A 16,140-nucleotide genomic window follows, 5' to 3' on the forward strand; every position below is an offset into this window, starting at 1 on the left:
GCCGCACCCTCTGATCGCCCGGTTCGCGGGCGATCTGGCGCGTATCTGGCCGGAAGGCGAACGGCTGGGGCTGGCCGTCTCGGGCGGGCCTGACAGCCTTGCCCTGCTGCTGCTGGCCGAGGCAGTCATGCCCGGCAAGGTCGAAGTCGCCACTGTCGATCACCAGCTGCGCAGCGAAAGCGCATCCGAAGCGGCGATGGTGGCCGAACTCTGCGCCGGGCACGGTATTCCGCACGAAATCCTGCCGGTGCAGGTGCCGCGCGGCAATGTGCAGGATATGGCCCGTCTGGCACGCTACAAGGCCCTGTATGACTGGGCACTGCGGCGTGGGTTGGGGGCAATCGCCACGGCCCACCACGCGGACGATCAGGCCGAAACGCTGATTATGCGCCTCAACCGTGCCAGCGGCATCGCCGGGCTGGCAGGCGTTCGCCTGCGCGCGAACGTGCCGGGCACGGACATGCCGCTGCTGCGCCCCTTGCTGGGCTGGCGACGGGCCGATCTGGGTGAACTGGTCAAGGCCGCAGGGCTGATGGCCGCGCAGGACCCGAGCAACGAGGATACGCGGTTCGATCGGGTGCGGGTCCGCAAGGCGCTGCAGGATTGCGACTGGCTGGACATTCCCGCCATGGCGATGAGCGCCAGCCATCTTGCCGATGCCGAAGGGGTGATGGTCTGGGTGACCCAGCGCGAATGGAACGAATGCGTGCAGGTGAGCGAGGATGCGATCGTCTATCGCCCGCTTGCCCCGGCGGCGATCCGGCTGCGCGTGGTGGCGCGCGTGATTGCGCTGTTGAGCGGTATCCCGCGTGGGGGCGAAGTGGCCCGGCTGATTGGCCGTCTGGCGGCCGGTCGCGATGGAACGCTGGCCGGGGTCGTTGCCCGCTCGAATCCCGATGGGACATGGGTGTTCCGCAAGGAACCACCGCGTCGCGGCGGGGCCAACCAGCTTTAGCTCCTAGGTTTTAGCGACGACGATGCCGGGCTGGCTGGTGCGTGGCGGTCAGCCTTGCAGATCGTGCCCCAGATCGACCATGTGGCCGCGGGTTATGACGACTTTGTCGCCCAGCTTGGCAATGGCAAACAGCTTTTCGGCGAAGCCATCGGGCGTGCCGACACAGCCGTGGCTGGCATAGCCCTTTTCCACGGGCGCGCCGTGGATTGCCACGCCATCGTTGGTCAGGCGCATGGTGAACGGCATGGGGGAATCGTAAATGCTGGACACGTTGTTGCGGATCTTCGCGATAATCGGGAAGGTGCCCAGCGGTGTCGGGTGATCGTCGGTACCCAGCAGTACGGCGGAGGCTCCGATTTCGTACCCGCCCTTGAACACGGAAATGACGCGGGCTTCCAGATCGACCGTGATCAGCAGCGGGCCATCGGGCACACCTTCATCATCCCAGTGCCATTCGCCATATTTGATCGGCCCGTCGATCGGCAGGATACGCTTGATGACAAAAGGGCCGTCGGCGGGCGGCGCGGCCTCCGCTTGCGCTGCATCGACAGCGGGGGGAGGCACTGGCGCAGGCGGCGCGGCCGTTTCCGGCCGGGTCAGCAGCAGTGCCCCACCCACCAGCGCCACCACGGCAAACGTGCCGCCACCAAACCATTTCAAAACCGGGTTCATCCCCGTTCCCTGATCGGTTCGCGCGCGGATTGCCAGTCAAAACCCCCGTGCCGTCTCATGGCGAGACAGGGCCGGGGCAGGGGTTAATCCCGGCAAAGCTCAGCCATGCGCCCCGAATTCGTTGGCAATGGCAATTGTGATGCGCAGCAACAGCCGGTTCGCGCGTTCGATCGGATCGATGTAATCGCGCTGGATCTGGGTGTAGCCTTCGCCCGATCCATCGGGATAGTCCGCCGGTTCATCCATCGCGAAATCGCCGATCTTGGGGAAGCTGGTCGGGAAGGCGCGGCGCAATTGCGCCACGGCTTCGTCAATCCGCAGGGTGAAGACCATTTCCAGCACATCGTCGCGGCTGATGTCGTTCGCGCGGCTGAACACCGGCACCGATACTGCGCGAATGAACATATATTGCAGCAGGGTCAGGCGTAGCGCCTGCAAGACCCCGATCAGGCGGCGCACGCGTTCACGATCTTCCAGCGGCTGTTCGTCAGGCAGCAGTTCGAACAGGCGGTGCAGCTTCAGCGCATCGACCCTGAGGCGTGAGGCCAGACGCCGGAAGACGCCCGCGCGATCATCCTTGATCAGATATTCAGCCAACGCCTCGCACGGTTCGGACAACTGCGTTTCCGTGCCGCGATAGGGGCGCGTTGCCCAATAGGCCGAATTGAACAGTTCGCCAAAGGCAGCGACGGTCTTGATACTGGCACGGGCATTGGCCGCACGCGCCAGTCGCACCAGTTGGCGGCCCCGTTCGCTGTCGCGCAGCAAACCGGCCAGTTCCTCGTAATTGCCGTCCGCCGCCGTGCCGATCCCGGCGATCACGTTCACCGGATAGCCCAGTTGCTGGAGGATCGCGTTGTGCGGAATGGCGCGAATTTGCCGCAGGCTCATCTCGCGGTCGGCGGCGATATCCGATTGGCGGCGCGAGACGCGGCTGCCGGTTGGGTTGAGCATGCCCAGTCCGAAGGCCGTAATGGCGCGGGTATAGGTCCGGCTTTCGAGATGCGCACGCTGATGGGCGCGGATCGCGCGATAGAAATCGAGGCTGAGATCGGTGCGCCGATAAAACGGATCGGCGGGCGCATCGGCATCGGTTTCGGCCGGGCGGATTTCGGCAATGCGGGTGAGTGTCGCCAGCGCCAGTTCGGGGGTGGCGAAAAACAGGTAGCCATCGCCCCCCTGAAAGCTCACTTCGGGTTCCAGCGTGATCCCCGCCCGGATGAACCGCCGCCGCGCCCAGGCGCTGAGCGGCCAGGCGAGCCGGTCTTCCATCGAATTGGGGTGCGCTCCGCGCCCCATGCTTTCCCCATGCGTATCGAAGATCAGTGCGTCGACATCGGTCAGCCCGTTGGCGGTCATGGCGTCCGCCAGCCGCCCTTGCAGCCGCTCGATGGCGAGACTGGCGGGAATCTGCCCCACAAAGCGCCCGGCATCGGAAAAGCCCGTCTGGATGGCCAGGCGCCCGCGTTCGCGCACGTAAGCCTTGTAGGCCTCTTCCGCGAGCAAGGCATCGAGGAAGCGCCCGCCATGTTCCAGCGCGCTTTCGGTTTCGAACAGCGGGGACACATCGACCTTGTCGCCGATCCCGAACAGCCGCGCGAAATAGAGCGCGGCGAGAATGGTGGAAGGCTGCTCGCACTCCGCGATCAGCATGCGGATCGGCGCATCCGCATCGATGTGGTGCAGAATCTGCGCCATGGCGAGAAACTGGCGGATTGCGGTGCTGCTTTCGATCGCCAGCGCCGCGAAATTGGCACGCAGCGGCTCCACTCTGGCCAGTTCGTCGCGCAGCCGCGCCAGCGCGCCACGGCTGCCGAGATCGAGTTCCCCGTGCGGGTCGATCACCCGCCGGATCGCGTTGTGCAACTGGCTGGCGTTTACGCGGAAATGAATCCAGCCCATGCCCAGCCCATCGGCGCGCATGGCGGCCGCCAGCGTCTTCAGGGCGATGGCGCGGTCGGTGGCGGCATCGCGGGCTTCGCGTTCCAGCGCATCGATCAGCGGGGCCAGGGTCAGCAGCTTGTCCGGATCAGCCGCGGTAAGCCGATTGGCCACGGCGGACAGCGCATCGGGGTCGGACAAATCGCCGGCAAAATCCACAGTACGATCACGGGCATAGGCCGCCGCCTTGCGCAGTGTGGCCAGTAGCGGGTGATCGGGATCGATCGCTTCCAGCGATGCCGTATAGCGTTCCAGCCGCTCCGTCTTTTCCGCAAGCCGGAAACCGATGCTGTCGAACCACTGGATATCGGTCCGCCCGTCCATGTCATAGCCGACCCACGAGGCGAACCGGAAAGGCAGCGGCCTGAAATCCTGCCAGTCCTGCGGCCAGCGGGCCTGCGCCCTGGCCAGCAGCACGGCCACGAGCTGATCGCGTGCATCGGCGGCATGGGCGATCGCGGACATCGCCTCCCCATGTTCATACGCGAGGGTGATCGTCGGCTTTTCCGGCGATGCGACACAGGTTTCTGCGCCGATGGCATTATCCGAGGATGCGGCGGCGGCCACGGCGCGGGTCTGTTCCGGCGCGAGCAGGAAGGTCGGGTGGGCGGTGAACACGCAATGGAGTTGCGGCTTTTCCCAGCGCGCGCGAAAGGCGCTGAAATCGGATGGCTCGTCTTTCAGCAAGGCGGCGAAGCCATCGAGATTGGCCTGTTGCGAAACGGGTGCGACCAGCCGCCGCAGATGCCGGGCGCGGCTTTGCAGCGCCTCGCATTCCAGTTCCGCAATCATCGCTTCGATATCGCCAAGGTCCAGCTCGCCCGCCTCAAGCTGGCGAGACAGGTCGTGCGAAAGCTGGAAGACCGGGTTGAACAGCGGGGTCTGGCTGGTGAGGGCGTGCAATTCCTGGAGATGATCGACCAGATCGGCAACAGTCCGCATTACGTATGATCTCCTTGCAGCGCGCAGGCCTGACGGGCGGCCCCGGCGATGGCGTCGAAATCCGGCATTCCGGCCGGGGCCAGCCAGCTTCCGCCGACGCATAGCACCGGATCGAGCGCCAGCCAGTCTGGCGCCGTGGCAGCGGTAATGCCCCCTGTAGGGCAGAAGCGACACTGGGAAAAAGGCGCGGCCAGTGCCTTGAGCGTGGGGATGCCGCCTGCCGCCGTTGCCGGGAAAAACTTGAAATGATGCAGGCCAAGATCGAGCCCGTGCATAATGTCCCCCGCCGTGGCGACACCGGGCAGGTACGGCGTGCCATCGCCCGCCACCGCGCCCGCCAGCGCCTCCGTCAGGCCGGGGGACACGATGAACGCGCTGCCTGCCTTCATCGCGGCATCGTAATCGCGTGGGTTGAGCACGGTGCCCGCCCCGACAAGCGCGCCTTCGACCTGTCGCATTTCGCGGATCGCGTCGAGCGCGGCAGGCGTTCGCAAGGTCACTTCGAGTACGCGCAACCCGCCGGAAACGAGCGCTTCGGCAAGCGGGCGGGCATGGCGGACATCATCGATCACAAGGACCGGGATGACGGGTGCGGTGCGCATGATCTGTTCGATGGATTTGGTCATGATGCCGGATATTCCCTGGCAAATGCAGCGGCGGCCCCGAACAGGCCCGGTTGCGGGTGGGTAATGAGCTTGACCGGCAGGCTGGCCATCAGGGCTTCGTAACGCCCCTTGAAGCGGAACCGTTCGGCAAAGGCCGATGTGATCAGTGTTTCACGGATGCGATAGCCCAGCCCGCCCGCGATGACGACGCCAGCCGCGCCATGGGCCAGCGCCAGATCGCCCGCGACACTGCCCAGCGCCATGCAGAACCGGTCCACTGCTGTGCTGGCAAGGCTGTCGGTGCGGGCGGTGCCCGCCTGCCAGATCGCCTTGTCATCCTGTTCGGTCAGGGTGTGGCCGGCGATGGTGGCGAGCGCGGCGTGAATATCGACAATGGCGGGGCCGGAAACCACGCGTTCGGCGGATACGCGGCGGTGGCGTTTGCGCAAGCGGGCAAGGATCAGATCGTCCACATGGTCCACCGGGGCGAAATCGATATGCCCGCCTTCGGTGGCCTGCACGTGGTATCCGCCGGTATAGCGGTGGAAATGCGCGACACCCAGCCCGGTGCCCGGCCCGATCACACTCACCGTGCCGGTGGCGGGCAGGGGGGCGTCTGGCCCGGCAAGAGGGAGAAATGCGCTGTCGGGCAGGGTCGCCGCCGCATGGGCTACGGCCGCAAAATCGTTGAGGACGATCACCCGGTCCAGACTGAGTTCGTCGGCCAATGTGTCGGTGCGGATTGTCCAGCTGTTGTTGGTCATCTGTACCGTGCCGCCACTGATCGGGCCTGCCACGGCAAGCGCGGCGCATCGGGGCACAGACGCGTCGCAGCGATCCACGAAATGGTCCCACGCATGTTTCAGGCTGACATAGTCGCCGGTTCTGAGCGTGACCGGATCACCCAGCGCAATCGCGTCGCCTGCGCCCAGCGTGGCCACGGCAAAGCGCACATGGGTGCCGCCGATATCCGCTGCGACCAGTCGGGTCATCGCAGCATGCCTCTCACAGCCCGGCCGTCGCCAGCATGGCGGAGGCGCCCTGTTCCGCGCCATCGGCATGGATGCGGAACATCGCGAAGAGTTCGCGCCCCGTCCCGCCCGGATCGGCGGGCACAAGGGCCGGGGTGCGGGTGGAAAGGTCGGCGGTGGTTTCGAGTACGCCGGTCTGCGCGCAAAGCCGGATCATGTCGCCATCGCGCAGCAGGGCCAGCGGGCCGCCGCCGAAGGCTTCGGGGGTGACATGGATCGCTGCGGGCACTTTGCCCGATGCGCCGGACATGCGCCCGTCGGTGACCAGCGCCACGCGATAACCGCGATCCTGCAATACCCCCAGCGCCGGGGTCAGCTTGTGCAGTTCGGGCATGCCATTGGCGCGCGGGCCCTGAAACCGCATGACCACCACGACATCGCGATCCAGTGCGCCTTCCGCAAAGGCGGCGATCACGTCTTCCTGGCGGTGGAACACGCGGGCGGGGGCCTCGATCGTCCAGCGGTCCGGGGTCACTGCGCTGGCCTTGAACGTGGCGCGCCCGAGATTGCCGGAAACCAGCCGCATCCCCCCATCGGGCTGGAACGGGTCCGCGACCGGGCGCAGCATCTGCGGATCGCCGCTGGCGCCCACGGCCCGCCATGCCAGTTCGCCCTCGGCAAGGCCGGGTTCGCGGGCATAGGCGGCCAGATCGTCGCTCGCCACCGTCAGGATATCGCGATGGGCCAGCCCGGCGTCGAGCAGTTCGCCAATAACGTAACCCATGCCGCCTGCGGCCTGAAACTGGTTCACGTCGCCCGCACCATTGGGATAGACGCGCGCGATCAGCGGCACGGCAGCGGACAGTTCGTCCATATCCTGCCAGTCGATCCGGATGCCGGCGGCGCGGGCCATGGCCGGGATATGGATCGCATGGTTGGTGGAACCGCCAGTGGCCAGCAGGCCCACGGTGGCGTTGACAATGGCTTTTTCATCCACGCACTGGGCCAGCGGGCGATAATCGCCGCCATCGCGGCCGATCGCCGCCAGCCGGTGCGTGGCCGCGCGGGTCAGGGCGCTGCGCAACGGGGTGCCCGGCGGCACGAACGCGGCCCCCGGCATATGCAGGCCCATCAATTCCATCATCATCTGGTTGGAATTGGCGGTGCCGTAAAAGGTGCAGGTGCCGGGCGTATGGTAACTGGCGCTTTCACTTTCCAGCAGTTCGGCCCGGCTGGCCTTGCCTTCGGCGTAAAGCTGGCGGACCTTCTGCTTTTCCTTGTTGGCGATGCCGCTGGGCATAGGCCCCGATGGCACGAAAATCGCGGGCAGGTGGCCAAACCGCAGCGCCCCGATCAGCAGGCCGGGCACGATCTTGTCGCAAATGCCGAGCAGCGCCATTCCGTCGTACATCGCGTGGCTCATCGCGACAGCGGTGGACAGCGCGATCACATCGCGGCTGAACAGTGACAGTTCCATCCCGTCATACCCTTGGGTCACGCCGTCGCACATCGCGGGTGTGCCCCCGGCGACTTGCACGGTGGCCCCCACTTCGCGGGCATAGAGCTTCATCTGGGCGGGATAGGCGCCATAGGGTTGATGCGCGGAGAGCATGTCGTTGTAGGCGGTGACAAGCGCCAGATTGGGGCCGCGTGCGCGCTTGAGCGCGGCCTGATCGTCCAGCGCCCCGGCATAGGCATGGGCGAGGTTGGAACAGGAGGCGGTGTTGCGGTCAATCTGGCTGTCCGCCGCGCGTGCGATCAGGTCGAGATAGGCACGACGGGATTGCCGCGAATTTTCCACGATCCGCGCGGTCACACGGGCGATTGCGGGATGGAGGTTGCTCATGCCGGGGTGCTCGTGCTCAAGTCATTCATGCCAACTGACCCCATCGCGTTCGGCCAGCGCGATGGCGGCGCTTGGTCCCCAGCTTCCCGCGCTGTAAGGCCTCGGTTCCAGTGCTTCGCGTTCCCATGCCGTACGGATTCCGTCGATCCACGCCCATTGCGCCTCCACCTCGTCGCGCCGGACAAACAGCGTCTGATCGCCCTCGATCAGGTCGAGCAGCAGGCGTTCATAGGCGATGCGGCGTTGCGTGCCGGTGAAGGCATCGGCCATGGCGATATCCAGCGGAACCGGGCGCAGACGGATGCCGCCCCGATCGAGACCGGGCACTTTGGCCATGAGCTGCAAGGTGATGTTTTCTTCCGGCTGAATACCGATCAACAGGCTGTTCGGCGTGGTGCGCGCGCTGTTCCCGCCGAAGATCGAATGGGGAATGGGCCGGAACTGGACGAGGATTTCGGTCACCCGCTTGTGCAGGCGTTTGCCCGTGCGCAAGTAGAACGGCACCCCTTTCCAGCGCCAGTTATCGAGATGGGCCTTGATTGCCACGAAGGTTTCGGTCCCGCTCGTGCGGCCCAGTTCTTCGACATAGCCGGGCACGACAGTGCCGTTGATCGCCCCTTCGGTGTATTGGCCGCGCACCGTTTCGTCGGCCGATGTGGTGCGAAGGGCGCGTAGCACTTTGACCTTTTCGTCGCGCACCGCCGTGGCATCGAACTGCGCGGGCGGTTCCATCGCCACCAGCGCCAACAATTGCAGCATATGGTTCTGCACCATGTCGCGCAGCGCACCGGCATCGTCGTAGAAATCGACCCGGCTTTCCAGCCCCACCGTTTCCGCCACGGTGATCTGCACATGTTCGATATAAGTGGCGTTCCACACCGGCTCGAACAGCAGATTGGCAAAGCGCAGCGCCAGCAGGTTCTGGACGGTTTCCTTGCCGAGATAGTGATCGATCCGGAAAATCCGGTCTTCGGGGAATGCCGCCGCCACCGCATCGTTGATCGCGCGGCTGCTTTGCAGATCGCTGCCCAGCGGCTTTTCCAAACCGATCCGCACATGCGGGCCGGTCAGCCCGCTCTGCTGCAGGCCGTGGATCGTGGGTTCGAACAGGCTGGGCGCGGTCGACAGGAATATCGCCAGACCTTCGGCCGGGGTGCCCACTTTCTGTGCCAGCGCGGCATAACCCCCGGCATCCGTGGCATCGAGGGCCTGATAATGCAGGCGATTGAGAAAGGTCGCCAGATTGCTGCGCCGGTCGGCGGGCATATACTTTTCCAGCGCGGCCCGGGCAAAATTGCGAAAGGTATGGTCATCCATCTGCGATCGCGCCGTGCCGATAATGGTCAGGCGCGGATCGACCAGCCCTTCTGCCTGCAGCGCGCAAAGCGCCGGGATCAGCATGCGCTGGGCGAGATCGCCCGTGGCGCCGAACAGGAGCAGGCGGTCTGCAGCGAATATCATGCGCGATCGGTTCTCCTTGCCAGAACGTGCGTTTTCGCAATTGCAGGAACAGCATAGCATTTGCTGCAATGCAATAAAACGCCAAGCTGCACCTGTGGGGGCAACTGTGCAACCCCCGACTTTCGGTGGTGCGCTATTCCCCGATCACATGGAGAGCGATCGAGCGACGATGCGGGCGGGCGCGATGTTCCGCCAGATAGATCCCCTGCCAGGTGCCCAGCATGGGCTGCCCCTGCGCGACCGGGATGGTGAGGCTGTTTCCGGTGAGCAGTGCCTTGATATGGGCGGGCATATCATCCGGCCCTTCATCGTCATGGGCATAGCCCGCATGTTCGGGGGCGATCCGGTCGAGCCAGCGCAGCAGATCGTGGCGGACGGCAGAGGCGGCGTTTTCGTTGATCAGCAGCGATGCTGAGGTGTGCTGGCAGAACAGCGTCAGCACACCCGTGCCAATGCCCGTTTCGGCCACCCAGCGGCGGACATCCCCGGTGATTTCCAGCAAATCGCGGCCGCTGGTTCGAAAATCCAGCACCACCGCGTCCTGCCGCATCAGGCCGGGGCTCCGAACAGATCGTGCGCGTCCGCATCCTCGATCACGACATCGATGATATCGCCCGGCTGCAGATCGGCGGGGGCATCGCGCAGATAGACCGCACCGTCGATTTCCGGGGCATCGGCCTGGCTGCGGCCGGTGGCGCCGATATCGCCGTCTTCGTCGGGTTCACCGACCTCGTCGATGATTACCGGGATCGTGCGGCCGACTTTGGCCGCCAGCTTGGCCGCGCTGATCGCTTCGGTCTTTTCCATGATCCGGGCGTAGCGTTCTTCCTTGACCGCTTCTGGCACGGCGCCGGGCAGATCGTTCGCGGCTGCGCCTTCGACCGGTTCGAAGCGGAACGCACCCACCCGGTCGAGCTGCGCTTCATCAAGCCAGTCGAGCAGGTACTGGAAATCCGCTTCCGTCTCGCCGGGAAAACCGACCACGAAGCTCGACCGGATGGCGATATCGGGGCAGATCTCGCGCCATGCCTTCAGCCGTTCGAGCACTTTCGCCTCGTTTGCAGGGCGTTTCATCGCGCGCAACACCGAGGGCGCGGCATGCTGGAAGGGAATGTCGAGATAGGGCGTAATCAGCCCTTCGGCCATCAGCGGGATCACCGCATCAACATGCGGATAAGGATAGACATAGTGCAGTCGCACCCAGGGCGCATTGCCCTGCGCGGTGCGCAACTGGCCCAGTTCGCGGGCAAGATCGGTCATATGGGTGCGGACCGGATGGTCTTTCCACATGCGTTCTTCATGACGCACGTCCACGCCATAGGCGCTGGTGTCCTGGCTGATGACAAGCAGTTCCTGCGTGCCCGCGGCGACCAGCTTTTCCGCTTCGCGCAGCACCGCATCGATCCGGCGGCTGGCCAGTTTTCCACGCAATTGCGGGATGATGCAGAAGGCGCAGGCATGGTTGCAGCCTTCGGAAATCTTCAGATAGCTGTAATGTCGGGGCGTGAGCTTCACGTCCATCTGGGGGATCAGGTCGACAAACGGCCCCTGCGTGGGCGGCGCAGCCTCGTGCACGGCCTCGACCACGGCTTCGTACTGGTGCGCCCCGGTGATGGCGAGCACTTCGGGGAACCGTTCGCGGATCACCTCGGCTTCGTTGCCCATGCAGCCGGTCACGATCACGCGGCCGTTTTCGGCAATCGCCTCGCCAATTGCGGCAAGGCTTTCTTCCTTGGCGGAATCGAGGAACCCGCAGGTGTTGACCAACACCACATCGGCGCCATCATAATCGGCCGACATGGCATAGCCATCCGCGCGCAATTTTGTCAGGATGCGTTCGGAGTCGACCAGAGCTTTCGGACAGCCGAGGCTGACCATGCCGACTCGGCGTGCTTGAGGGATTGTGGTAGCCATTGCGCGCGCGCCTCTACACGCCTTGAGCCGTCAGCGCTACTGTTGTGCAAATATGGAGAATTGCGATGGGTCCCGTCAACTGGATTGCCGTAGCTGTCGCGGCGCTGGCCGCGTTGGTTGTGGCGGGGCTGTGGTATGGGCCGCTGTTCGGCCGGGCCAAGCTGGAGGAAGTGGGGCCGGGCCGCATGGCATCGCGCACCAGCACCGGACGCACCGGGTTGACGACTGTGATCCTGCTGCTGCTGACAGCGGCCATGATGGGCCACATGTTCGCACGGGTCGGCGTGGAAACGCTGGCGATGAAGCCGTGGCTCTATTTCATGATGTCGGGCGGGCTGGCGCTGTTCTTCGTGATCCCGGCGCTGTCGCTCAGCTATATGCACCAGCGCCTGTCCACGCGCCTCGGGATGATCGACGGCGGGTACTGGCTGGCGGCCTATCTCGCCATGGGGCTGGTGTTCTGGCTGCTGGGTTAGGCTTTTTCCGGCATATGTTCTTTCTCCGAATGGAGAATTTCGACAATCATATCGCCGGGCATCAAGGCCTGCGCTTCCGGTTCCCAGTATCCATAGGGTTTGCCCTGCCGGTAAATCCGCACGCCAAGGCGATCGTTTTGTAACGCGGACAGGGCGCGGCCGATTTCTTCCGGCTGCACCGGGCGTTCGACCAGTTGCACGCCGCCAGCCACCGATGCCAGATCGCCAAGATAATCCGCGACATGCGATCCCTGCGCCGATCCGGCGAGCAACAGGCCGGTAAAGCGCACCGGGTTGATCACATTGTCAGCCCCGGCCTGCCGGGCGAGCAGTTCGTTATCGTCCGCCCGCACCACCACGCTGATCGGCACGCGCCGGGCAAGGTGCCGCACGGTCAGCACGATCAGGATCGAGGTATCGTCCCGCCCGGCGGAAACCAGCACGGTTTTGGCATTCGCGACCCGAACCGCGATCAAGGTTTCATCGCGGGTGGCATCACCGGCCATGATGTTGCAGCCCATCGCCTCGGCCTCTGTCAGCCGGGATTCCAGCGGATCGATAACCACGATCGTGCGCGGATCGGTGCCGCGTTCGATCAGTTCGCTGACGGCTTCCGAACCGCTGATGCCGAAGCCCAGCACGACAATATGGCCGGAAAGCTGTTCCTGGATGCGGGCCATGCGCCATTTCTCCCAGCTGCGCTTGATAATGAAATTGTAGGCCGTGCCCACGAAAATGAAGATCACCGCAAACCGGATTGGGGTGACAATCACCGCTTCGATCAGGCGCGAACGATCGCTTACCGGGGCGATATCGCCAAATCCCGTCGTGGTGATCGAGATCATGGTGAAATAGACCACATCAAGGAAGCTGATATGCCCGTCGTGATTGTCGACCAGGCCATCGCGATCCATGTAGTGTACGATCACCACGAAGAAGACGAGCGCCAGCGCCGCGCCGAGACGCAGGCCGATATCGCCCCATACGGACAGTTTCACCGCCCGGCGAAGCGGCTGGAACCGCCGCACGCGGGCGACGAAGGTCTTCACGGCAGCTTGGTCAGGGGGTCGACCGGCCGGTTGGCCTGCCGCAGTTCGAAGTGCAACTGGGGCTGTGGCGCATCGCCGGTGGACCCGGCATAGCCGATCACTTCGCCCACTTTCACGCTTTCGCCTTTGGTCACGGCTATAGAGGAAAGGTGGGCATAGGCGCTGTACCATTGGCCTTCGTGTTCCACGACGATCATCTTGCCGTAACGGATCGGTTCTTCGGCGGCGTAGATCACCGTGCCACCCTTGGCGGCCATCACGGCCTGCCCGACACTGGCATCAATATCGATCCCGCGATGGCCCGAACCCGGCGCCTGCAGGTCGAAGCGTTTGACGATCTTGCCAATCAGCGGCCAGCGGAAGCTGCCATCGATGGAAGGCGCGGCGGAGGCTGCGGGGGCTGCGGGAATTGCGGGGGCAGAACGGGCCACCGTGGCCGGGATCACCAGCCGTTGCCCCGCTTTCGGCGATGAACCGCTGGGCAAGCCGTTTGCCGTGCGGATCGCATCATAGGATACGCCGTATTTCTCGGCGATTTCCGATGCGGTGTCGCCACTGGCCACCACGTGCACGCGCTGGCGCGGGATGCGCAGTTTCTGGCCGGTCTTGACGACATAGGGTTCGCCGATCCCGTTGGCATCGGCCAGCACCGTCTTGGGAATGCCGGCGCGGTTGGCAATGCCGTTCAAGGTTTCACCGGGCTGGACGATATGCGTTTCACCCATGCGGATCGGCGTTTCCGCCTTGCTGGCGCCAGCCGGTTTGGCGTTGTCCGTTTTGGCAGCGGCCTGTGCCGTGGCGCCGCCGCCCTTGCCGGGAATGATCAGCTTCTGGCCCAGCCGCACCGCATAGGCGGGGGCTTTGAGATTGTTGGCCTTGATAATCGCGGCCGGTGTCACCCCGGCGCGGTTGGCGATGCCGTTCAGCGTTTCGCCGTCCTTCACCACGTGAAAGCCTTTCGATGCCGCCGCGCTGCTGCCTCCGCCGCTGCCTGTCGAGGCGGCGGGTTTCGGTTTCGCCCCGTCGCGGGGAATTTTCAGAACCTGCCCGCTGCGCACGACATAGGGTTCTTTTAGCCCGTTGGCCTTGACGATCGCACTGGCGGAAACCCCGGCGCGATTGGCGATGCCGTTCAGGGTTTCGCCGTCTTTCACCGTGTGCCGGGTTTCCTGTGCGGGGGATGCGGCCACGAGCAGCAGCGCCGCAGCGCCCATAATGGCGCGCTTCACGAGGCGTATCTCCCGGCCAGATCGCGCATCGAGGCATCGTGCGTCAGGTCCAGCATCAGCGGCGTGACTGACACATAGCCATCGGCGATCGCTTCCAGATCGGTGTCGTGGGTCGGGGTGCGTTCGATCCCGTGCAACCCGAACCAGTAATAGGGGTAGCCGCGCGGATCGGTCCCTTCGACCACGCTCGTGCGGGCGTAATCGTGGAATCCCTGCCGCACCACGCGGATGCCCTTCACCTCTTCGGCGGGCAAGGGCGGAAAATTGATGTTGACCAGTGTGCGTTCGGCAAACGGTGCGGCAATCAGGGGTTCGATCACTTTTGCGCCCCATGCCTCCGCGGCGGCGAAGGGCACGGTATCGCCCATGCCTTCGCGCGCGTAGACTTGGCTCAGCGCGATCGAACGGACCCCAGCCAGCGTGCCTTCGATGGCGGCCGATACCGTGCCCGAATACGTCACGTCATCGCCCAGATTGGCACCGCGGTTGACCCCCGACAGGATCAGGTCGGGCGGCGATTCCAGCACCTGATTCAGCGCCAGCATCACCGAATCGGTGGGTGTGCCGGTGACGGAAAAGCGTTGGTCGCCGTGGCGGCGCAGGCGGACCGGGCGGGTCAGCGACAGCGAATGCCCCGCGCCCGACTGTTCTTCCGAAGGGGCGCAGACCCAGATATCGTCGCTGAACTGGCGGGCGATGCCTTCCAGCACGCGCAGCCCGCTGGCGTGAATCCCGTCATCATTGGTCAGCAGGATACGCATCAGGCGGCAGGCTCCAGCTTGGTGATCCCGCCCGTATAGGGCACCAAAGCGGCGGGCACGTCAATCGAGCCGTCCTCATTCTGGTAATTTTCCAGAATGGCGACCAGAGTCCGCCCGACGGCAAGGCCCGAACCATTGAGAGTATGGAGAAATTCCGTCCGCTTCTCCCCTTCGGGGCGATAGCGCGCGTTCATCCGGCGGGCCTGATAGTCGCCGCACCAGCTGATCGACGAAATCTCGCGATAGGCGCCTTGCCCCGGCAGCCAGACCTCCAGATCGAAGGTCTTCTTCGCGGTGGCGCCCATATCGCCAGCGCAGAGCAGCATGATGCGATAGGGCAGGTCCAGTGCTTCGAGAACGCCCTGTGCCGAACGGACCATATGATCGTGTTCCGCCTGCCATTGATCGGGGCGGCACACGGTGACCAGTTCCACTTTTTCGAACTGGTGCTGGCGGATATAGCCGCGCGTATCGCGCCCGGCCGCGCCCGCTTCGCTGCGGAAACAGGGGGTCAGCGCAGTCATCCGCAGCGGCTGGTCCATCGCGCCCAGCATCTGTTCGCGCACCGCATTGGTGAGGGAGACTTCGGCCGTGGGGATCAGCCAGCGGCCATCGGTGGTCTGGAACAGGTCTTCGGCGAATTTCGGCAATTGCCCGGTGCCGAACACGGCTTCATCGCGCACCAGCAGCGGCACCGCGCATTCCATATAGCCGTTTTCGCCCGTCTGCCGGTCCAGCATGAACTGGCCCAGCGCGCGTTGCAGGCGGGCCATCTGGCCTTTCAGGAAAGTGAAGCGCGCGCCCGAAATCGCGGCGCCAGTTTCGAAATCCAACCCCAGCGCGGGGCCGATATCGGCATGTTCGCGGGGGCTGAACGCGAATGTGCGCGGCGTGCCCCAGCGGGCCACTTCCACATTGGCGGCCTCGTCCTCGCCCGGGGGGACATCGTCGTGCGGCAGGTTGGGCAGGCGCGCCAGCAGGTCGTTCAACTGCGCGGTGGCGGTGCGTTCTTCCTCCTCCAGCGCGGGGAGGGTGGTCTTCAGGTCGGCGACTTCGGCTTTCAGCGCTTCGGCCTTGTCCTTGTCGCCCTGCGCCATGGCTTGCCCGATCAGTTTGGAGGCATCGTTGCGGCGGCTTTGCGATTCCTGCATCCGGGTGGCGGCATCGCGGCGCGTGCGGTCCAGCTCCAGTACAGTGGCGGCGACAGGATCGACGCCGCGCCGGGCGAGGCCGGTATCGAAAGCGTCGGGATTTTCACGGATGAAACGGAGATCATGCATAGCCCGCGTGCTATGGCCGCTCGGCGTGACCTGCGCAA

The 16,140-nt window shown here is 64.8% G+C and carries 14 protein-coding genes; 2 read left to right on the forward strand and 12 right to left on the reverse strand.

The annotated features are described in order from the left end of the window. Positions 1-64: 64 nt before the first annotated feature. The gene (gene tilS / locus EGO55_RS12550; protein ID WP_084620047.1) at positions 65-955 is read left to right on the forward strand and encodes a tRNA lysidine(34) synthetase TilS; all 891 of its coding nucleotides are present in this window, start codon (positions 65-67) and stop codon (positions 953-955) included. A 48-nt stretch (positions 956-1,003) separates the two neighbouring features. On the opposite strand, the gene EGO55_RS12555 is transcribed toward tilS, so the two are convergent. From EGO55_RS12555 to rimO, 8 genes are all read right to left on the reverse strand, one after another. Continuing rightward, entirely contained in the window at positions 1,004-1,627 is a 624-nt protein-coding gene (locus EGO55_RS12555) for a L,D-transpeptidase family protein (RefSeq protein ID WP_021690249.1), read from the reverse strand. Positions 1,628-1,726: 99 nt separating this feature from the next. Next, positions 1,727-4,510 carry a phosphoenolpyruvate carboxylase gene (locus tag EGO55_RS12560; protein ID WP_021690250.1) on the reverse strand — a complete coding sequence of 928 codons (2,784 nt, stop codon included), beginning with the start codon at positions 4,508-4,510 and terminating at the stop codon, positions 1,727-1,729. Then, a complete protein-coding gene (gene eda, locus EGO55_RS12565) occupies positions 4,510-5,136 on the reverse strand; it encodes a bifunctional 4-hydroxy-2-oxoglutarate aldolase/2-dehydro-3-deoxy-phosphogluconate aldolase (protein ID WP_021690251.1) in 627 nt (208 codons plus the stop codon). Before eda ends, EGO55_RS12560 begins: the two co-directional genes overlap by 1 nt. Further along, complete coding sequence (gene glk, locus EGO55_RS12570) at positions 5,133-6,107, reverse strand: glucokinase (protein ID WP_021690252.1); 975 nt, start codon at positions 6,105-6,107, stop codon at positions 5,133-5,135. Before glk ends, eda begins: the two co-directional genes overlap by 4 nt. Positions 6,108-6,120: 13 nt before the next feature. Continuing rightward, positions 6,121-7,932, reverse strand: a complete 1,812-nt coding sequence (gene edd / locus EGO55_RS12575; protein ID WP_021690253.1) for a phosphogluconate dehydratase — start codon at positions 7,930-7,932, stop codon at positions 6,121-6,123. A 21-nt stretch (positions 7,933-7,953) separates the two neighbouring features. Beyond that, positions 7,954-9,393: a glucose-6-phosphate dehydrogenase gene (zwf, locus tag EGO55_RS12580; protein ID WP_021690254.1), complete on the reverse strand. Its 1,440-nt coding sequence runs from the start codon at positions 9,391-9,393 to the stop codon at positions 7,954-7,956. A gap of 133 nt (positions 9,394-9,526) precedes the next feature. Continuing rightward, on the reverse strand, positions 9,527-9,943 hold the full coding sequence (locus EGO55_RS12585) for a secondary thiamine-phosphate synthase enzyme YjbQ (protein WP_021690255.1): 417 nt from the start codon (positions 9,941-9,943) through the stop codon (positions 9,527-9,529). Then, positions 9,943-11,307, reverse strand: coding sequence for a 30S ribosomal protein S12 methylthiotransferase RimO (gene rimO / locus EGO55_RS12590; RefSeq protein ID WP_040715676.1), 1,365 nt, complete (start codon positions 11,305-11,307; stop codon positions 9,943-9,945). The genes EGO55_RS12585 and rimO overlap by 1 nt, the downstream gene beginning before the upstream one ends. A 65-nt stretch (positions 11,308-11,372) precedes the next feature. Between rimO and EGO55_RS12595 the strand changes: the two genes are divergently transcribed. Then, positions 11,373-11,783, forward strand: coding sequence for a DUF1761 domain-containing protein (locus EGO55_RS12595; RefSeq protein ID WP_021690257.1), 411 nt, complete (start codon positions 11,373-11,375; stop codon positions 11,781-11,783). Here EGO55_RS12595 and EGO55_RS12600 read toward each other — a convergent pair. Genes EGO55_RS12600 through serS form a run of 4 tightly spaced genes read right to left on the reverse strand, consistent with a single transcriptional unit; the run spans position 11,780 to position 16,102 of the window. Then, entirely contained in the window at positions 11,780-12,832 is a 1,053-nt protein-coding gene (locus EGO55_RS12600; protein ID WP_021690258.1) for a potassium channel family protein, read from the reverse strand. The genes EGO55_RS12595 and EGO55_RS12600 overlap by 4 nt on opposite strands. Beyond that, positions 12,829-14,061: a LysM peptidoglycan-binding domain-containing M23 family metallopeptidase gene (locus EGO55_RS12605; protein WP_021690259.1), complete on the reverse strand. Its 1,233-nt coding sequence runs from the start codon at positions 14,059-14,061 to the stop codon at positions 12,829-12,831. Before EGO55_RS12605 ends, EGO55_RS12600 begins: the two co-directional genes overlap by 4 nt. Continuing rightward, the gene (surE, locus tag EGO55_RS12610; protein ID WP_021690260.1) at positions 14,058-14,822 is read right to left on the reverse strand and encodes a 5'/3'-nucleotidase SurE; all 765 of its coding nucleotides are present in this window, start codon (positions 14,820-14,822) and stop codon (positions 14,058-14,060) included. Before surE ends, EGO55_RS12605 begins: the two co-directional genes overlap by 4 nt. Further along, positions 14,822-16,102: a serine--tRNA ligase gene (gene serS, locus EGO55_RS12615; protein WP_021690261.1), complete on the reverse strand. Its 1,281-nt coding sequence runs from the start codon at positions 16,100-16,102 to the stop codon at positions 14,822-14,824. Before serS ends, surE begins: the two co-directional genes overlap by 1 nt. Between the last annotated feature and the right edge of the window lie 38 nt (positions 16,103-16,140).

It is taken from the genome of Caenibius tardaugens NBRC 16725, from assembly GCF_003860345.1.
Lineage (GTDB): Bacteria > Pseudomonadota > Alphaproteobacteria > Sphingomonadales > Sphingomonadaceae > Caenibius > Caenibius tardaugens.

Coding starts and splice junctions, on each gene's coding strand:
- EGO55_RS12555 (WP_021690249.1), bottom strand. CDS start 1,627: ATGAACCCGGTTTTGAAATGGTTTGGTGGCGGCACGTTTGCCGTGGTG.
- EGO55_RS12560 (WP_021690250.1), bottom strand. CDS start 4,510: ATGCGGACTGTTGCCGATCTGGTCGATCATCTCCAGGAATTGCACGCC.
- eda (WP_021690251.1), bottom strand. CDS start 5,136: ATGACCAAATCCATCGAACAGATCATGCGCACCGCACCCGTCATCCCG.
- glk (WP_021690252.1), bottom strand. CDS start 6,107: ATGACCCGACTGGTCGCAGCGGATATCGGCGGCACCCATGTGCGCTTT.
- edd (WP_021690253.1), bottom strand. CDS start 7,932: ATGAGCAACCTCCATCCCGCAATCGCCCGTGTGACCGCGCGGATCGTG.
- zwf (WP_021690254.1), bottom strand. CDS start 9,393: ATGATATTCGCTGCAGACCGCCTGCTCCTGTTCGGCGCCACGGGCGAT.
- EGO55_RS12585 (WP_021690255.1), bottom strand. CDS start 9,943: ATGCGGCAGGACGCGGTGGTGCTGGATTTTCGAACCAGCGGCCGCGAT.
- rimO (WP_040715676.1), bottom strand. CDS start 11,307: ATGGCTACCACAATCCCTCAAGCACGCCGAGTCGGCATGGTCAGCCTC.
- EGO55_RS12595 (WP_021690257.1), top strand. CDS start 11,373: ATGGGTCCCGTCAACTGGATTGCCGTAGCTGTCGCGGCGCTGGCCGCG.
- surE (WP_021690260.1), bottom strand. CDS start 14,822: ATGCGTATCCTGCTGACCAATGATGACGGGATTCACGCCAGCGGGCTG.
- serS (WP_021690261.1), bottom strand. CDS start 16,102: ATGCATGATCTCCGTTTCATCCGTGAAAATCCCGACGCTTTCGATACC.